This is a genomic window from Stutzerimonas kirkiae (genome assembly GCF_004327335.1).
In the GTDB taxonomy this organism is placed as follows: domain Bacteria; phylum Pseudomonadota; class Gammaproteobacteria; order Pseudomonadales; family Pseudomonadaceae; genus Stutzerimonas; species Stutzerimonas kirkiae.
Genome location: NZ_QJUO01000012.1, coordinates 96421 through 112484 on the forward strand (window position 1 = coordinate 96421; position 16064 = coordinate 112484).

A 16064-nucleotide genomic window follows, 5' to 3' on the forward strand; every position below is an offset into this window, starting at 1 on the left:
GGCCGCGCCTAACAGCAAAACGAAGGGGCGAACAGGGTTGCTACTGCTCATTCTGGCAAGTCCCTCAGGCGGTCTGTAGCGGGGCGGCGGCTGCCTGGACCGACGGCGCGGGGAAGGGCGTACCCATGCCGGCGCGCAGCAGAAGCATTTTCAGGTGATCGTTGATCAGCTCCAGCCGGTCCTGCAGATGGCTGTTGAACACCAGGCCGACCAGGGCAATGGCGATACCCAGGGCCGTGGCGTAGAGCGCGGTGCCGATGCCGCGCGACACTTCGCCGGGGTCGGACACACCGGCCTCGGCCAGCGCCTTGAAGGTATCGATGATGCCGAGGATGGTGCCCAGCAGGCCGAGCAACGGTGCCGCGGCGACTACCGCCTCGAGAATCCACAGGCCGTGCGAGAGCTTTCCGCGCATGGAGATATAGATCGCCTGGCCGAGGTCTTCCAGTTCGTTGTGGGTGTTCAGGCCCTTGCGACCTTCGAACAACTGGCGCAGCAGGCTCAGTGGCAGGCTGTCGCGCTTGCGCAGGTCTTGCGGCAGATCGTCGAAGTCGCGCACCTTCCGTTGCAAGGCGGCTTCCAGCTTGCGCGCCCGGCCCAGGGTATAGGAGAAGAAAATGCCGCGTTCCACCACCACGAAGGCGGCCAGCGCGGCGGCGCCGTACATGATGTAGAACGTGATGTCGTGGAGCAGGTCCATGTTCATTTAGAGGCCCCTTCGGGTAATTCGAACGGATTCGAGCCGGCCAGCGGCCGGCCCTTTCCCAGGGTCAGAAGTTGGCTTCGAACGTGACCGCGACGGTCTGCTCTTCGCCGATGGTGTAGTACGGGGTTTGTGCCCCGGCGTAGGTGCTGCCAGTGCCGTTGTAGCGTGCCGAGTTGACCACCACGGTATTCACGCCGGCCAGGTATTCGCGGTTGAACACGTTGTTCATCGACAAGCGTACGGTGGCGCTCTGCAGGTAATTCTTGTTCACCGGCAGGCGGTAGCCGACGTTCATGTCCACCACGGTGTAGTGCGGGATGGACTGGTCGTTGGTCAGGTCGCCGTACTGGTTATCGACGAACTTGCCGATGACATTGCCGTACCAGCGGCCGTTGTCGTAGCCGAGGCTCAGGTTGAACAGGTTCTTCGGCACACTGGCGACCTGCTTGCCCTTGGTCGGTACGTACACGCCGTAGTACAGGATGTCCTCCTGCTGCTCGGCTTCCGTGTAGGTGTACGAGGCGTAGTAGTTGAAATCATGTGGCAGCAGGCCGCTGAACTCCAGTTCCAGGCCCTTGTTCTCCACCTTGCCGGCGTTGAGCATCTCGTAGTCGCCATCCTGGTTGCGACTGGATATCTGGCGGTTCTCGAATTGCAGATAGAACAGCGTGGCGCTGAGGGCCATGCTGTCGGATGCGTAGCGCCAGCCGAGTTCGTTGTTCCAGCTCAGCTCGGGATCCAGGCTGATCGAGTCGCCGGCGTTGTACAGCACGTAGTTCGGCGGCGTGCGCATGTTGCGGGTCAGGTTGTAGAAAACCGAGTTTTCCGTATCCAACTGGTACTTGGCGCTGAAGTTTGGCAGGAACTCGTGATAGGTCGCGTTGCGCTTCTCCGGCGTGTCGTACAGGCTGGCCTTCATGTTGCCGTCACGTTCCGAATACTCGTAGGCGAGGCCACCGGTGAGCGTCAGATCCGCTGTGGCGTACCACGTGTCCTGGATGAACAGCTTGTGCACCGGCGTGACGGTGAAGTAGTTGCGACCCTGGATCTTGACGCCATTGGCATCTACCGCCGCGTTGGAGTCGGCCCAGATGTCGGTCGGGCTGCCGTCTGCCTTGAGCGAGATGAACGGTTGGGTCTGGCGCTGGCGGGCGCGTTCGTACCAGTAGCCGATATCGAGGGAGTGATCGTCGTTCAGGGCCCAGGTCAGCTTGCTGTTGATGCCGGGGCGCCAGGTTTCGGTCCAGGACGGACGGTAGTAACGGCCGCTGACCGGGTCGCCATCGGCATTGTAGCCCGCCGAGGTATTCAGGTTGCTCAAGTCATAGTTGCCTGAACTGTTGGTGGTGCTGTACAGGGTCGCAGGCGATCCATAAGCGCTGTAGCTGCCGCCATTGGCCCAGTAGTAGTAGGGCGCCACGGTCAGTTGCAGGTCGTCGCGCAACTGGAAGCGGCCAGTCAGCGAGGCGGTGACGTTCTCGAACGGGTTGACCGAGGTCTTGTAGCTGGCGGTGCTCAGTTTGCCGGTGTTGGCGTTGTAGACCGGGGTTTCGGCGAACTCGTACTGGTGGTTGGAGCGGTACTGCGCGAGGCTTGCGGTGGCGTAGCGATTGTTCTCCTGCTTGTGGTACTTGATGATGGCGTTGAGGCTGTTGCCCTCGCCGAACTTGTACAGGCTGTTCAACTCGACCTTTTCGGCATCCAGTTCACCCTTGCCTTTCCACTTGTCGCTTTGCGTCTTGGACACGGAGATGTAATTGCTCAGCCCCATGTATTCGCCGGTGTTCAGGCGGACGAAGGTCTTCTGCAGGTTGTTGCTGCCCAGCGTCTGCTTGAAGGCCACACCGAAATCCTTGGTCGGGCGCATCGACACCAGGCCGATGTTGCCGCCACTCGAACCGATATGGGGGCCGTCGATTTCAGCGGAGCCCTGGGTAGCGAAGACTTCCGCCAGATTGTCCGGATCGCCCAGCAGGTTCGGATACAGCGCGTAGTTGCCCGAGTCGTTGATCGGAATCCCGTCCATGGTCACGCCGACCTGGTCAGACTGCATGCCGCGCATGCTGAAGTTGAAACCGCTCAGGCCGGAGCTGTCGTCGCTGGAGACATTGAGGCCCGGTGTGTACTTGAGCTTGTCGATACCGTTGCCGGTAGGTGACATCTTTTCCAGCGCTTCCCTGGTCACAGTGGAGCGTGACTTGGCCGCTTCCTCCTGGACCATCTGGCCGTTGCCCAGGCTCTGTCCGGTCACTTCGAGTTCGCCGATATCGACCGAGTCCTGAGCCAGGCTCGACGCTGTCCAGCTGCCACAGCCGGCAACCAGCAACATGCTAAACATCCTATTGAGTTTCACGGAGTCATCTCTCTCTGTATCTAAGTAGGAGGCAATTGGTTAGTTTTCGATGTTGTAAACAAGTGTTGCGTTGAAACGGTATCTATCCTTGCCGCCGAAAACGTCCCTCGGGAACGGCCTTACTTTCTCGATGCGGCGCAAACTCGCTTGCGCCGCCCGGTTTAACAGCAGGTTCGAAGCTTTCTTCTCTATGCCCGAGTCGAGCACCTTTCCGCTGCGGTCGATCAGCAGCCAGACGACCACATCGCCGACCGGGCGCTGCAGCGAGGCTTCCCGGCCACGCGGGTATTGCTTGTATTTCTCCAGTTCCGCATACAGTGCGGCGATATAGCTGCTCTCCAGGGCCGCGATATCGACCTTGGGGGCCTGTACCGCGGCGGGAGCCGGAGCCGGTTTCGCGGCTGGTGCAGGCTGTGGTGCCACTGGTGCGGGCGCCGGCTTGGCTACCTGGGGTTTCGGCGCGACCGGCTTCGGTGGCTGCGGCTTGGGCTCCGGCGGCTTGGGCTTCGGTTTGGGGGGCGGTGGCGGCAACTCGACCACCGGCTCGGGATCGGGCTCTGGCAGTGGTTCCGGCTCCGGCTCCGGGGCCGGAGGTTCGGGCTCTGGCTCGGGTTCGGGGGGCAGCAATTGATCCAGGTCGATCAAAGCCACTTCGACGGTGCTTTCATCGTATTTCGGCGTGATCTTCAATTCCGATTCGAGAGAGCTATGGACCGCCACCGCCAGCAGACAGACCGCCGGCAGGGATGCAATGGCCTTGCGGGACTTGAATAGAACAGACATGGCGTTACAGCTTGCGTGTAGCAATGGAAACGGAAGAGAAGCCATTGCTCTTGAGCAGATCCATGACCCTGACCAGACGCCCGACTTCCACGCCTTCATCGCTGTTGAGGATGATCACCAGCTTCTCGCCGCTACCCTCCAGCACCTTCAACTGTTCCACCAGCGCCTGCTCGGCGAGATCGACACCATCGAGCTGCAGGCGGTCATCCAGCCCCAGGGTGATTACCGCTTTGTTCTGCGGTTTCAGTTGCTGTGCATGGGCGGCGCCCGGCAACTGTGTCTTGATCCCCAGCGCCGGAATCACGTTAAGGCTGATCAATACGAAAAACACCAGCAGGAACATCATCACGTCGATCATCGGGATGATCTCGATGTGCAAGCGCTTTTTCTTCGGCTCTTCCCAGTTACGCATCACTTCGCCACTCCACGACTGCGGCGTCGGCGGCCACTACGGCGGCTCCGACTTCATGTTTGCAGAGAGCATCAGCACGGACTGTGCCAAAGCTGTCTCTTGTGTCAGGAATAAGCTATGCGTGGAAGGTTTCAGTTTGATTAAGCTGGGATCATTGAGAGTGAAAAGAGGATTTTCGTGTAGGTGCTTGAGGTGAGTTGGTGAATGATCGTCCAGATTTGCCCCATAAATGCTCATTTTATGAGGTGTTCTGCACCAGGCTGGGACTCTCGGGGGAGTTCCGGCAGAGGTGCGCGAAGGTTCGAAATATAATTGACATCAGTGACAACTATTGTGCGTGCCACGGGCTCGGTCAGCGGTCTGCAGGCTCGGTGTGCCGGCATGCCATTTGCTGGTGGCAGGCTCCTGATTCTTTGAGCAAGAGGTTCTCGTGCAAATCTCCAGATTCTTCTCGGTCAGCTTCCTTGGGTTGCTGTTATTGGGCTGTACTTCGTATCAGCCACAACCCGATATCCGCTGGATATCCATCCCCGATCTCGCTGGCAGCGTGCAGGGGCGTGCACCCATGGCGGTCGGTTTCGATATCGACGATACCGTGCTGTTTTCCAGTCCATGCTTCTATTACGGGCAGCAGAAGTATTCTCCCGGTAGTGACGATTACCTGAAGAGCCAGAGCTTCTGGAATGAAATCAACGGTGGCTGTGACCGCTACTCGATACCCAAGGACGTAGCGCGGGCGCTTATCGAGCTGCACCAGCAGCGCGGCGATACCCTGTATTTCATCACTGGGCGTCCATATACCGAGGGCGAGCAGTTGACCGGCATCCTGCAGAAGACATTCGCTATCGTCGACATGCGACCAGTGGTCTTCACTTCCGGGCCGGAGAAGTCCCGCTTCATTCGCGAGCGTGGCCTGCGCATTTATTATGGCGATGCAGACAGTGACATCATCTCCGCCCGCGAGGCGGGCGCCCGGCCGATACGTGTGATGCGCGCGGGGAATTCGAGCTACCTGCCCCTGCCGGACAACGGTGCTCTCGGTGAGGAAGTGCTGGTCGATTCTCAGCGCTGAGGTGGGCGTGGAGCCTGCCAATGATGGCGAGGCATGGAACGCAGGCAAAAAAAGACCCGGCAAGAGCCGGGTCAAAACCGTGATTAGCCTGATGAGGAGATAACCTGAAAGACCGATGCCTGGCTTTCAGCTTATCGGCTGATCTCGCGATCAGTTGCTGCAATAATAACAATTATCATTAACCGGTCAAGCCGTTTTTCAAATGATTGTGATTTTTTTTACCATGCGTGCCTGTGGGCCGTCTGGAGCTGGAGGGGTGAGGGGCTTCCCCTGAGGAAATGCGCAGGCAGGGTATCCGCGTCGGCTGCCGCTGTAGGCTGCTGGAGCCAGGGCCGGTGCCCATCATGAAATGATATCGGCAGGCGGCACGCTTCCGGTGGCGGGCCACCGGAAGTCGGCTGTCGAACGCGCTCCAGCCGTTGAGCTCAGATCTCTGGCAGGTGCTTCCTGATGGCCGTGACCAGGCTGTCGAGGCTGGCGGCGTCCGGTGTATCCACATGGCGGCTGTTGGCCAGTTCCTCTTTCGTCAGGGGCTCGCGAGCAGCCTGCTGGGCCTTGATGACGCTCAGGGTTGCATCCGAGGGGTCGCCACCCTGTTGCTGGCGCTGTGCCAGCCATTGCTCGATGACCGGAACCGGTGCATGGCAATCGACGATCAGGAAGGGGACGCCAGTCGCCTCGGCTATTTGCCAGGCGGCATGCCGTTGCGCCTGTTGCAGGTAGGTTGCGTCGATGACCACGGGAAAGCCCGCGTTCAGCGCCATTGTCGCGAGCTGGTGCAAACGCTCATAGGTCGCGCGAGTGGCTGCCGCGTCATAGATCCCCGCGCCGATACGGCCGGCCTGTTCCTCGCCCTGGGGGCCATGCAGGCGCTTGCGTTCGACATCCGAACGCAGCCGTAGCGCGCCCAGCGCCTCGACCAGGCGCAGGGCGACCTGGCTCTTGCCGACAGCCGAGACGCCGTGGGTGATCGCCAGAAAGCGCGAAGGGATGGCGCTGTAGCTTTCCGCCAGGCTGGCATAGCGGCGGTACTGGCGCAGGATCACCGCGCGCTGTACGGCGTCCTGCTCCTGGTCGAGGCGGAACAGCGCGACCTTGGCTCGCACCAGCGCACGGTGGGCCTTGTACAGGTTGAGCAGTTGCAGGGAACCGTAGTCGCCCGTGTGCTCCAGCCAGAGACTGATCAGGCGCCGTGACATGTTCTTGAGGCCGCGGTCCTCCAGGTCCATCGCGAGGAAGGCGATATCCAGCGCGATGTCCGACAGGCGGAAGGCTTCGTTGAATTCGATGCAGTCGAAGAGCGTGGCGCGGCCGGCGAGCAAGGCGGCATTGCCCAGGTGGATGTCGCCATGGCATTCGCGGATGAAGCCCTCGGCGGCGCGCGCCTCGAGTACCGGCCAGAGCCGTTCGAGGTCGCTTTCCACCCAGCTCTCCAGGGCGTCCAACTGTTGCAGGTCAGCCTTGTCGGTCAATATCGGGCGGATCTGCTCGAAGTTCTGCCGTAGCGGCGCGATGATCGCGTTGGCATTGCACAGCGGGTGGTCGAGAGCGACCTGCGGTGCCTTCAGGTGGAAGCGGGCGATCTGTGCGGCCAGGGTGTCTATGTGTGTTTCGTTCAGTTCTCCGCGCGCCTGCACCTGGTCGAGCAATTGCTCCTGCGGGAACTGGCGCATCTTCAGCGCATACTCGATGACCGGACCGTCGCCGTCCAACTGCGGGGCCTCGGGCGTGCCGGTTATCGGCAGCACGTCCAGGTACAGGTCCTCGGTGAGGCGAGGGTTGAGGCGCAGCTCTTCATTGCAGAAATGCTTGCGGGCTTCCAGTCCGGTGAAGTCGAGGAAGCCGAAATCCACCGGCTTCTTGATCTTGTAGGCATAGGGGCCGGTCAGCAGTACCCAGGAGATATGAGTCTCGATAACCTGGAAAGCCTCCACCGGGTGGGGATACAGGGCCGGATTCTGCAACGCGGCTATCAGGGTTTGGCTCACGGGGGGATCCTTGAGGTTGCAGCGGATAGATGTCCCGGCATTATGGCGGTTGGGGCTCTCCGTGCAAACTGTCGGGCCATGTGCTGCAAGCGGTGCCCTGTCGCCCGTGCTGCCGCGTACCCGGCCAGCCCCGCTACGAGACACGCATGACCCCGTCGTTCATATGAATAGAAGGGAGCGTTCTTCGGTGGCGCCTTTGTCGGCGGAGGCCCCGCCCCGCTACCAGGCATTCGCACAGGGACGATGAGCCCGAGATCACGCTCTACGATCCAGAAGCCAGCCAGACACACGATTGCCAATCCGGTCGCACTGTCTCGCCCCCTGAAGCAGGGCATGTGCCTGCCCGGTAGCGTAGGTGAGCGCTTGTGCGATCGCCCTGTGCAAACCGTCGCCCTGCCTGCTCGTGGTCGGCAAAGTGCGTATAATGCCGCGCCATGACTCGTACCCGATCTCCCCGCTCTCGCTCCAGGCAGCGCTCCCGTGGCATGAAGCCCTGGCTTGGCTGGCTCGTCAAACTGTCCATCGTCGGCCTGGTGATCCTGGCCGGCTTCGCCATCTATCTCGACGCTATCGTGCAGGAAAAATTTTCCGGCAAGCGCTGGACCATTCCGGCCAAGGTCTATGCGCGGCCCCTGGAGCTTTTCGTCGGGCAGAAGCTGGATCGCCAGGACTTTCTCTCCGAGCTGGATGCCCTCGGCTATCGCCGCGAGAATGCGGTGAGCGGACCGGGCGTGGTGTCCGCGGCGGGGAATAATATCGAGTTGCACACCCGGGGCTTCCAGTTCTACGAGGGCGCCGAAGAGGCCCGTCGCATCCGCGTGCGCTTTTCCGGCGATTTCGTTGCCGGCCTGGGGCGCACCGATGGTGGCGAACTGGCTGTCGCACGCCTGGAGCCGCTGCTGATCGGCGGGCTTTATCCGGCGCACAACGAGGATCGCATCCTGATCAAGCTGGATCAGGTCCCTCCCTACCTGGTCGAGACCCTGATGGCGGTGGAGGACCGCGAGTTCTTCCGGCATTTCGGTGTCTCGCCCAAGTCCATCGCCAGGGCCGTCTGGGTCAACCTGACATCGGGCCAGGTGCGCCAGGGCGGTAGTACCCTGACGCAGCAGTTGGTGAAGAATTTCTACCTGACCAACGAGCGCAGCCTCACCCGCAAGGGTACCGAGGCGATGATGGCGGTATTGCTGGAGTTGCATTACGACAAGCCGGAAATACTCGAGGCCTACCTCAACGAGGTATTCCTCGGCCAGGATGGAAACCGGGCGATTCATGGCTTTGGCCTGGCCAGCCAGTATTTCTTCGGGCAGCCGCTGTCGGAGCTCAAGCTGCACCAGGTCGCCCTGCTGGTCGGCATGGTCAAGGGCCCCACCTATTACAACCCCCGGCGCCAGCCCGAACGAGCGCTGGAGCGACGCAACCTGATCCTTGACATGCTGGTCGAGCAGCAGGTAGTTGCGCCCGAGCAGGCCGAGGCGGCGAAGAAGCTGCCACTGGGTGTCACCAGCCGGGGCAGCATGGCCAACAGTTCCTATCCGGCGTTCCTCGACCTGGTCAAGCGCCAGTTGCGCCAGGACTATCGCGAGGAGGACCTGACGGAGGAGGGGCTGCGCATCTTCACCAGCTTCGATCCGATCCTGCAACTCAAGGCCCAGGGTGCCATGAACGACACCTTCAAGCGCCTGGCCGGGCGCCCCGATCTGGACAAGGTCGAGGCCGCCATGCTGGTCACCAATCCGGAAACCGGCGAGGTCCAGGCCATGCTGGGCAGCCGCCAGGCCGGGTTCGCCGGTTTCAACCGGGCCCTGGATGCGGTACGGCCGATCGGCTCGCTGGTCAAGCCGGCCATCTACCTGACGGCCCTGGAAAAGCCCAGCCAGTACACCCTGACTTCCCGGCTGGAAGATGAGCCTTTTTCGGTCAAGGGCGCGGACGGCCAGGTCTGGCGACCACAGAACTATGGGCGCGAGGCCCATGGTAGCGTCTTCCTCTATCAGGCGCTGGCCAATTCCTACAACCTGTCCACCGCGCGGCTCGGCCTCGACCTCGGCGTGCCCAGCGTGCTCAAGACCCTTGGCCGGCTGGGTGTCGAACCGGACTGGCCGGCCTATCCGTCCATGCTGCTGGGGGCGGGGGCGATGCGCCCGGTCGAGGTGGCGGATATCTACCAGACCCTGGCCAATGGCGGTTTCAATACCCCACTGCGCGGCATCCGCAACGTGCTTGCGGCCGATGGCGAGCCGCTCAAGCGCTATCCCTTCCAGATCCAGCAGCGCTTCGATGCCGGGGCCATCTACCTGACGCAATACGCCATGCAGCGCGTCATGACCGAGGGCACCGGCCGTTCGGCCTATAACCAGCTCCCCAGGTCGCTGGCCCTGGCCGGCAAGACGGGGACGACCAATGACTCGCGTGACAGTTGGTTCGCCGGTTTCAGCCAGGACCTGCTGGCGGTCGTCTGGATGGGCCGCGATGATAATGGCAAGACGCCGCTGACCGGCGCCACCGGGGCCTTGCAGGTGTGGGCGGACTTCATGCGGCGGGCCGATCCTCTGCCGCTGAATATGCCGCGGCCCGACAATGTCGTGATGGCCTGGGTGGATGGCACCACCGGGCAAGGCTCTGCCGAAGGTTGTCCGGGCGCTGTGCAGATGCCTTATATCCGTGGCAGCGAGCCGGCGCCGGGTGCCGGCTGTGGCGGGCAGGGAGGTGGCGAGGATCCGCTGATGGACTGGATTCGTGGCTGGTTGCCTTGAGGTGACGGCGCCTGTGAATGTATCTGGAATGCTCTGAATGAGGTTCGAACAAGTGAACAAACGTCAAGTGAACAGGCAGTGCTGGGCAATACTGGCGGCCCTGGTGGTTCTCCAGGGATGTTCGACCGCAAGGCAGGGGGGGATTCCTGTCGTCGATGCCGGCGCGCCGGTTTCGGAAAATGCCATCGCGCGCAATGCGCCAGCGACCGGGTATGCGCAGCCAGCCGCCCAGGCGCCGCAGGCCGCCAGCCAGGACAGTGGCGTAACGGTCATGGTGCCGCAGGGCGGCTCCGCCCCTCTGACGTTCGCCGCGCCGGATGTGGCCCCGTTGTCGGGCAGTTCGACAGATGCGGCGGCGGGGAGCTGGAGTGCGCCGGCAGCGTCCGTGGCGGCGCCGGTTGCCAGCCAGCCGACCGGTATTCCTTCCGCGGCGGGCGGGTTGGCTGCCGACGAGCGGCTGGATGGCCCGGTCCTGGCACTGTTGACCACCGCCCAGCAACAGCAGAGCGGCGGCGACTTCAATGGCGCCGCCTCCAGCCTGGAGCGGGCCCAGCGTATCGCACCGCGTGAGCCGCAGGTGCTCTATCGCCTGGCGCAGGTACGGCTGGAGCAGGGGGATGCGACCCAGGCCGAGCAATTGGCGCGCCGTGCCCTCAGTTATGCGGGCGATCGCCCCGCCCTGCAGGCCAGCCTGTGGGAGTTGATTGCCCAGTCCCGCCAGAGCCAGGGGGATGCCGCCGGTGCGGCGCAAGCGCGCGAGCGGGCCAAGGTGGCGCTCTGATGGATGCGCGGGTGCCGGCCGTGGCCGAGCAGCTTCTGCTGATCGAACGGGAACTGCGGCTGCTGTCGCTATGGGCGGAAACGCCGCCAGCCCCCGAGGCGCTGGCGAGCGAGCAGCCGTTCTGTGTGGATACGCTGAGTTTCGAGCAGTGGTTGCAGTGGATATTTCTGCCGCGCATGAAAAGCATCATCGAAGAGAGCCATCCGCTGCCAGCCGTGTCCGGCATCAGGGCGATGGGCGAGGTGGTATACCGCGAACGAATGGCGGAAGCCTCTTCGCTGCTGGGGGCGCTGGGCGACTTCGATCGCTTGCTTGGCGCCTGAGTCGTCGCATCTTTATGCGCTTTGGTGCTTTGATTATCACGCCAGGCTTGACTTGGCGTGGGCGAATCCGAACAATTCGGGGCTTGTTGTCCGGATTGTCCGCCGCAAGCGGGCCGTTTCGCTCGACAAACAAGGTGCTACCCGCGCCGATCCGCACTACCCGCAACGCGTTACCTCGCGCTGGGTGGGATGCCCCGCAACGCTCTGGGCCGTCCCAATACTTGCCAATCCAGTGGCTGACGTAGTCGGCGACCACCCGTCGCTCATGCGCTGTCTGGCAGTAAACCTATTCCTGGCCGCTCCGACGCGGGCGGTTATCTGGCGTTTCAGAGGTGAACAACGTGGAACTCTTATCCGGCGCTGAAATGGTCGTCCGCTTCCTGCGTGACGAAGGCGTTAAGTACATCTATGGTTATCCGGGCGGCGCCCTGCTGCACGTCTATGACGCACTGTTCAAGGAAAAGGAAATCTCCCATATCCTGGTCCGTCACGAACAGGCGGCGACCCACATGGCCGATGGCTATGCGCGTGCCACCGGCAAGGCTGGCGTGGTACTGGTGACCTCCGGTCCGGGCGCCACCAATGCCATCACCGGCATCGCCACCGCCTACATGGACTCGATCCCGATGGTGGTGCTCTCCGGCCAGGTGCCCAGCAACATGGTCGGCACCGATGCCTTCCAGGAAACCGACATGATCGGTATCTCCCGGCCCATCGTGAAGCACAGCTTCATCGTCAAGCACGCCTCGGAGATTCCCGAAGTCCTGAAGAAGGCCTTCTACCTGGCCCAGTCCGGCCGCCCCGGCCCGGTGGTGGTGGACATTCCGAAGGATGTCACCAATCCGGCGGAGAAATTCGAGTACGTCTATCCGAAGAAGGTCAAGCTGCGCTCCTACAGCCCGGCCCTGCGCGGCCATTCGGGGCAGATCCGCAAGGCGGCCGAACTGCTGCTGTCGGCCAAGCGCCCGGTTCTCTACTCCGGTGGTGGCGTCATTCTCGGTGGTGCCTCCGCGCAACTCACCGAACTGGCGAAAATCCTCAACCTGCCGGTGACCAACACCCTGATGGGGCTGGGTGGTTATCCGGGCAGCGACCGCCAGTTCGTCGGCATGCTCGGTATGCACGGCAGCTATACCGCCAACCTGACCATGCACCATGCCGATGTGATCCTGGCGGTCGGGGCGCGTTTCGATGACCGCGTGATCAACGGCCCGGCCAAGTTCTGCCCGAACGCCAAGATCATCCATATCGATATCGACCCCGCTTCGATCTCCAAGACCATCAAGGCCGATATCCCCATCGTTGGGCCGGTGGACAGCGTATTGAGCGAAATGGTCGCCATCGTCAAGGAAATCGGCCAGGTCCCCAATGCCGAAACCGTTGCCAGCTGGTGGAAGCAGATCGACGAGTGGCGTGGCAATCGCGGCCTGTTCCCCTATGACAAGGGCGATGGCAGCATCATCAAGCCGCAGACCGTCATCGAGACCCTGTGCGAAGTCACCCGGGGCGAGGCCTTCGTGTCATCCGATGTCGGCCAGCACCAGATGTTCGCCGCGCAGTACTACAAGTTCGACAAGCCGAACCGCTGGCTCAATTCCGGCGGCCTGGGCACCATGGGCTTCGGCTTCCCGGCGGCGATGGGCGCCAAGCTCAACTTCCCCGATGACGATGTCGCCTGCGTGACCGGCGAAGGCAGTATCCAGATGAATATCCAGGAACTGTCGACCTGCCTGCAGTACGGTCTGCCGGTGAAGATCGTCAACCTGAACAATGGCGCCCTGGGCATGGTTCGCCAGTGGCAGGACATGAACTACGAGAGCCGTCATTCGCACTCCTACATGGAATCGCTGCCGGACTTCGTCAAGCTGGCCGAAGCCTATGGCCATGTCGGTATGCGCGTCACCGATCTGAAGGATCTCAAGCCTGCACTGGAAGAAGCCTTCGCCCTGAAGGATCGCCTGGTGTTCCTGGACATCGTGGTGGACACCAACGAGCACGTCTATCCGATGCAGATCAAAGATGGCGCCATGCGTGACATGTGGCTGAGCAAGACGGAGCGGACCTGATCATGAGACATATCATCTCCCTGTTGCTGGAAAACGAGCCGGGCGCCCTGTCTCGCGTGGTAGGCCTGTTCTCCCAGCGCAACTACAACATCGAAAGCCTGACCGTGGCGCCGACCGAGGACCCGACCCTGTCGCGTCTGACGCTGACCACTGTCGGCGACGATGAGGTGATCGAGCAGATCACCAAGAACCTCAACAAACTGATCGAAGTGGTCAAGCTGGTCGACCTGTCGGAAAGCGCCCACATCGAACGCGAACTGCTGCTGATCAAGGTCAAGGCGACCGGTGCGTTGCGGGCCGAGGTCAAGCGCACCACGGATATCTTCCGTGGGCAGATCGTCGATGTCACGCCGAGCGTCTATACCATCCAGCTTGCCGGCACCAGCGACAAACTGGACAGTTACATCCAGGCCATCGGTGCGACTTCCATCCTCGAAGTGGTGCGCAGCGGTGTGACCGGGATTTCGCGTGGCGACAAGGTTCTGAGCATTTAACCATTCATCCGGACGGCTCCGATGGGGCCAGCAACCAAGGGTAATTCAATGAAAGTTTTCTACGACAAAGATTGCGACCTCTCCATCATCCAGGGCAAGAAAGTCGCAATCATCGGCTACGGTTCGCAGGGCCATGCGCACGCCTGCAACCTGAAGGATTCCGGTGTCGATGTCACCGTCGGCCTGCGCGCCGGCTCCTCCTCCGTCGCCAAGGCCCAGGCCCATGGCCTGAAGGTCAGCGAAGTGGCGGCTGCAGTGGCCGATGCCGACGTCGTCATGGTCCTGACCCCTGATGAGTTCCAGGGCAAGCTGTACAGGGAAGAGCTGGAGCCGAACCTGAAGAAAGGCGCGACCCTGGCCTTCGCCCACGGCTTCGCCATCCACTACAACCAAGTCGTACCGCGTGCCGACCTCGACGTGATCATGATCGCGCCGAAGGCCCCGGGCCATACCGTTCGTTCCGAGTTCGTGCGTGGCGGCGGCATCCCCGACCTGATCGCCATCTACCAGGATGCTTCGGGCAATGCCAAGAATGTCGCCCTGTCCTACGCTTCGGGCGTGGGCGGCGGCCGTACCGGTATCATCGAAACCACCTTCAAGGACGAGACCGAAACCGACCTGTTCGGTGAGCAGGCCGTTCTCTGCGGCGGCACCGTCGAACTGGTCAAGGCCGGTTTCGAAACCCTGGTCGAAGCCGGCTATGCGCCGGAAATGGCCTACTTCGAGTGCCTGCACGAGCTGAAGCTGATCGTCGACCTGATGTTCGAAGGCGGTATCGCCAACATGAACTACTCGATCTCCAACAATGCCGAGTACGGTGAGTACGTCACCGGTCCCGAAGTGATCAACGCCGAGTCCCGCGCCGCCATGCGCAATGCGCTCAAGCGTATCCAGGATGGCGAATACGCCAAGATGTTCATCACCGAAGGCGCTGCCAACTACCCGTCGATGACCGCCTACCGCCGCAACAATGCCGCCCATGGCATCGAAGTGGTCGGCGAGAAGCTGCGCGCCATGATGCCCTGGATCGCCGCCAACAAGATCGTCGACAAAAGCAAGAACTGACAGTCCGACTGTCATGAAAGAACGCGGCCAAGGCCGCGTTTTTTCGTTTGGCGGGGTGCATCTGGTATAAAACCCACATACAAGGTCGTTGCAAGGTGGAAACTGTATGAGCGAGCAAGTCGAAGACCCGAAAAAACCTGTCGAACCGGAAAGCCTGCTGCCTATCGACGAGCATGTCGAGGAAAGCCAGGATGCCGAGGGTCGCAAGGTCCGGCACCGAGGGGTCTACCTGCTGCCGAACCTGTTCACCACGGCCAACCTGTTCGCGGGCTTCTTCTCCATCGTGATGGCGATCAATGGCAACTTCTACGTGGCGGCCGCCACCGTGTTCGTGGCCATGGTGCTCGACAGCCTCGATGGGCGGGTGGCCAGGTTGACCAATACCCAGAGCGCCTTCGGCGCCGAATACGACTCGCTCTCCGATATGGTTGCCTTCGGGCTGGCGCCCGCGCTGCTGGCCTATCAATGGGCGTTGTCCGAGCTGGGCAATGTCGGGCTCACGGTCGCCTTCATCTATGCGGCCTGCGCCGCACTGCGGCTGGCGCGGTTCAATACCCAGATCGGCAAGGTGGACAAGAAATGGTTCATCGGCCTGGCCAGTCCTGCCGCAGCCGGGGTCGTGGCAGGCTGCGTATGGGCCGTCTGGGCGCTGGACGAGCCGGGCATCAAGGGAACTGACCTGCCATTGGCAATCGTCATGCTGTTCGCCCTGGTCGTGGCGGCGGCGGGCCTGCTGATGGTCAGCAACGTGAAGTACTACAGCTTCAAGGACCTGGACCTCAAGGGGCGAGTGCCTTTCGTTGCCATACTGGTGGTCGTGCTGGTCTTCGCCGTAGTCTTCAGTGACCCTCCACGCATTCTCCTGCTTATCTTCCTGGCGTACGCCGTCTCCGGCCCGGTGCAGTTACTGATGCGCCGCCGCCGTAAGCAGGAAGGCACCGCAGAAGAAAAGTGAAAACAGCGCTTGACGTGAGATTTGCCTGGCCTATAATGCGCACCACTTCCGGCGCGGTAGCGAAGGAAAACAGCTTTCAAATCAACAAGTTACATTAGGTTTGAGTGGTTTTCCGGTGTGCCGGGAAGGTCGATCCGGTCAACGGGTTGAAGCGGAAAAAGGTGGTTGACAGTTCTCTTGTGGGCTGTAGAATTCGCCTCCCGCTTCAGTCGGGGTCGAAGCGCAAGGGGTTGAGAAGAAACGAAAAATTCTTCGAAAACGACTTGACGAGAAACAAGGCTGCTGTAGAATGCGCGGCCTCGGTTGAGAC

13 protein-coding genes are annotated in these 16064 nt (G+C 61.7%); 8 read left to right on the forward strand and 5 right to left on the reverse strand.

Annotated features, from left to right (window positions below; all coding sequences use genetic code 11):
• Positions 1-64: 64 nt before the first annotated feature.
• From DNJ95_RS08910 to DNJ95_RS08925, 4 genes are all read right to left on the reverse strand, one after another.
• On the reverse strand, positions 65-706 hold the full coding sequence (locus DNJ95_RS08910; RefSeq protein ID WP_131184370.1) for a MotA/TolQ/ExbB proton channel family protein: 642 nt from the start codon (positions 704-706) through the stop codon (positions 65-67).
• Positions 707-770: 64 nt separating this feature from the next.
• Complete coding sequence (locus tag DNJ95_RS08915; protein ID WP_181953385.1) at positions 771-3059, reverse strand: TonB-dependent receptor; 2289 nt, start codon at positions 3057-3059, stop codon at positions 771-773.
• A 39-nt stretch (positions 3060-3098) separates the two neighbouring features.
• On the reverse strand, positions 3099-3842 hold the full coding sequence (locus tag DNJ95_RS08920) for an energy transducer TonB family protein (protein ID WP_131184384.1): 744 nt from the start codon (positions 3840-3842) through the stop codon (positions 3099-3101).
• Between the two features lie 4 nt (positions 3843-3846).
• The gene (locus tag DNJ95_RS08925; protein ID WP_131184372.1) at positions 3847-4254 is read right to left on the reverse strand and encodes an ExbD/TolR family protein; all 408 of its coding nucleotides are present in this window, start codon (positions 4252-4254) and stop codon (positions 3847-3849) included.
• Positions 4255-4684: 430 nt separating this feature from the next.
• Between DNJ95_RS08925 and aphA the strand changes: the two genes are divergently transcribed.
• On the forward strand, positions 4685-5326 hold the full coding sequence (gene aphA, locus DNJ95_RS08930; RefSeq protein WP_131184373.1) for an acid phosphatase AphA: 642 nt from the start codon (positions 4685-4687) through the stop codon (positions 5324-5326).
• A 425-nt stretch (positions 5327-5751) separates the two neighbouring features.
• Here aphA and DNJ95_RS08935 read toward each other — a convergent pair whose 3' ends face one another.
• Entirely contained in the window at positions 5752-7314 is a 1563-nt protein-coding gene (locus DNJ95_RS08935; protein ID WP_131184374.1) for a bifunctional aminoglycoside phosphotransferase/ATP-binding protein, read from the reverse strand.
• Between the two features lie 434 nt (positions 7315-7748).
• On the opposite strand from DNJ95_RS08935, the gene mrcB reads away from it, so the two are divergent.
• The 7 genes from mrcB to pssA all read left to right on the forward strand — a co-directional run bounded on the left by mrcB (position 7749) and on the right by pssA (position 15754).
• A complete protein-coding gene (gene mrcB / locus DNJ95_RS08940; protein ID WP_131184375.1) occupies positions 7749-10070 on the forward strand; it encodes a penicillin-binding protein 1B in 2322 nt (773 codons plus the stop codon).
• Positions 10071-10107: 37 nt separating this feature from the next.
• Positions 10108-10851 (forward strand): tetratricopeptide repeat protein, encoded by a 744-nt coding sequence (locus DNJ95_RS08945; protein WP_131184376.1) that lies wholly within the window; start codon positions 10108-10110, stop codon positions 10849-10851.
• Entirely contained in the window at positions 10851-11174 is a 324-nt protein-coding gene (locus DNJ95_RS08950; RefSeq protein WP_131184377.1) for a YqcC family protein, read from the forward strand. The genes DNJ95_RS08945 and DNJ95_RS08950 overlap by 1 nt, the downstream gene beginning before the upstream one ends.
• 341 nt (positions 11175-11515) lie before the next feature.
• Positions 11516-13240 (forward strand): acetolactate synthase 3 large subunit, encoded by a 1725-nt coding sequence (locus DNJ95_RS08955; RefSeq protein WP_131184378.1) that lies wholly within the window; start codon positions 11516-11518, stop codon positions 13238-13240.
• 2 nt (positions 13241-13242) lie between these two features.
• Positions 13243-13734: an acetolactate synthase small subunit gene (gene ilvN, locus DNJ95_RS08960; RefSeq protein WP_131184379.1), complete on the forward strand. Its 492-nt coding sequence runs from the start codon at positions 13243-13245 to the stop codon at positions 13732-13734.
• A gap of 48 nt (positions 13735-13782) precedes the next feature.
• Positions 13783-14799: a ketol-acid reductoisomerase gene (gene ilvC / locus DNJ95_RS08965; RefSeq protein WP_131184380.1), complete on the forward strand. Its 1017-nt coding sequence runs from the start codon at positions 13783-13785 to the stop codon at positions 14797-14799.
• 106 nt (positions 14800-14905) lie between these two features.
• Positions 14906-15754, forward strand: a complete 849-nt coding sequence (gene pssA / locus DNJ95_RS08970) for a CDP-diacylglycerol--serine O-phosphatidyltransferase (protein WP_131184381.1) — start codon at positions 14906-14908, stop codon at positions 15752-15754.
• Positions 15755-16064: the final 310 nt, after the last annotated feature.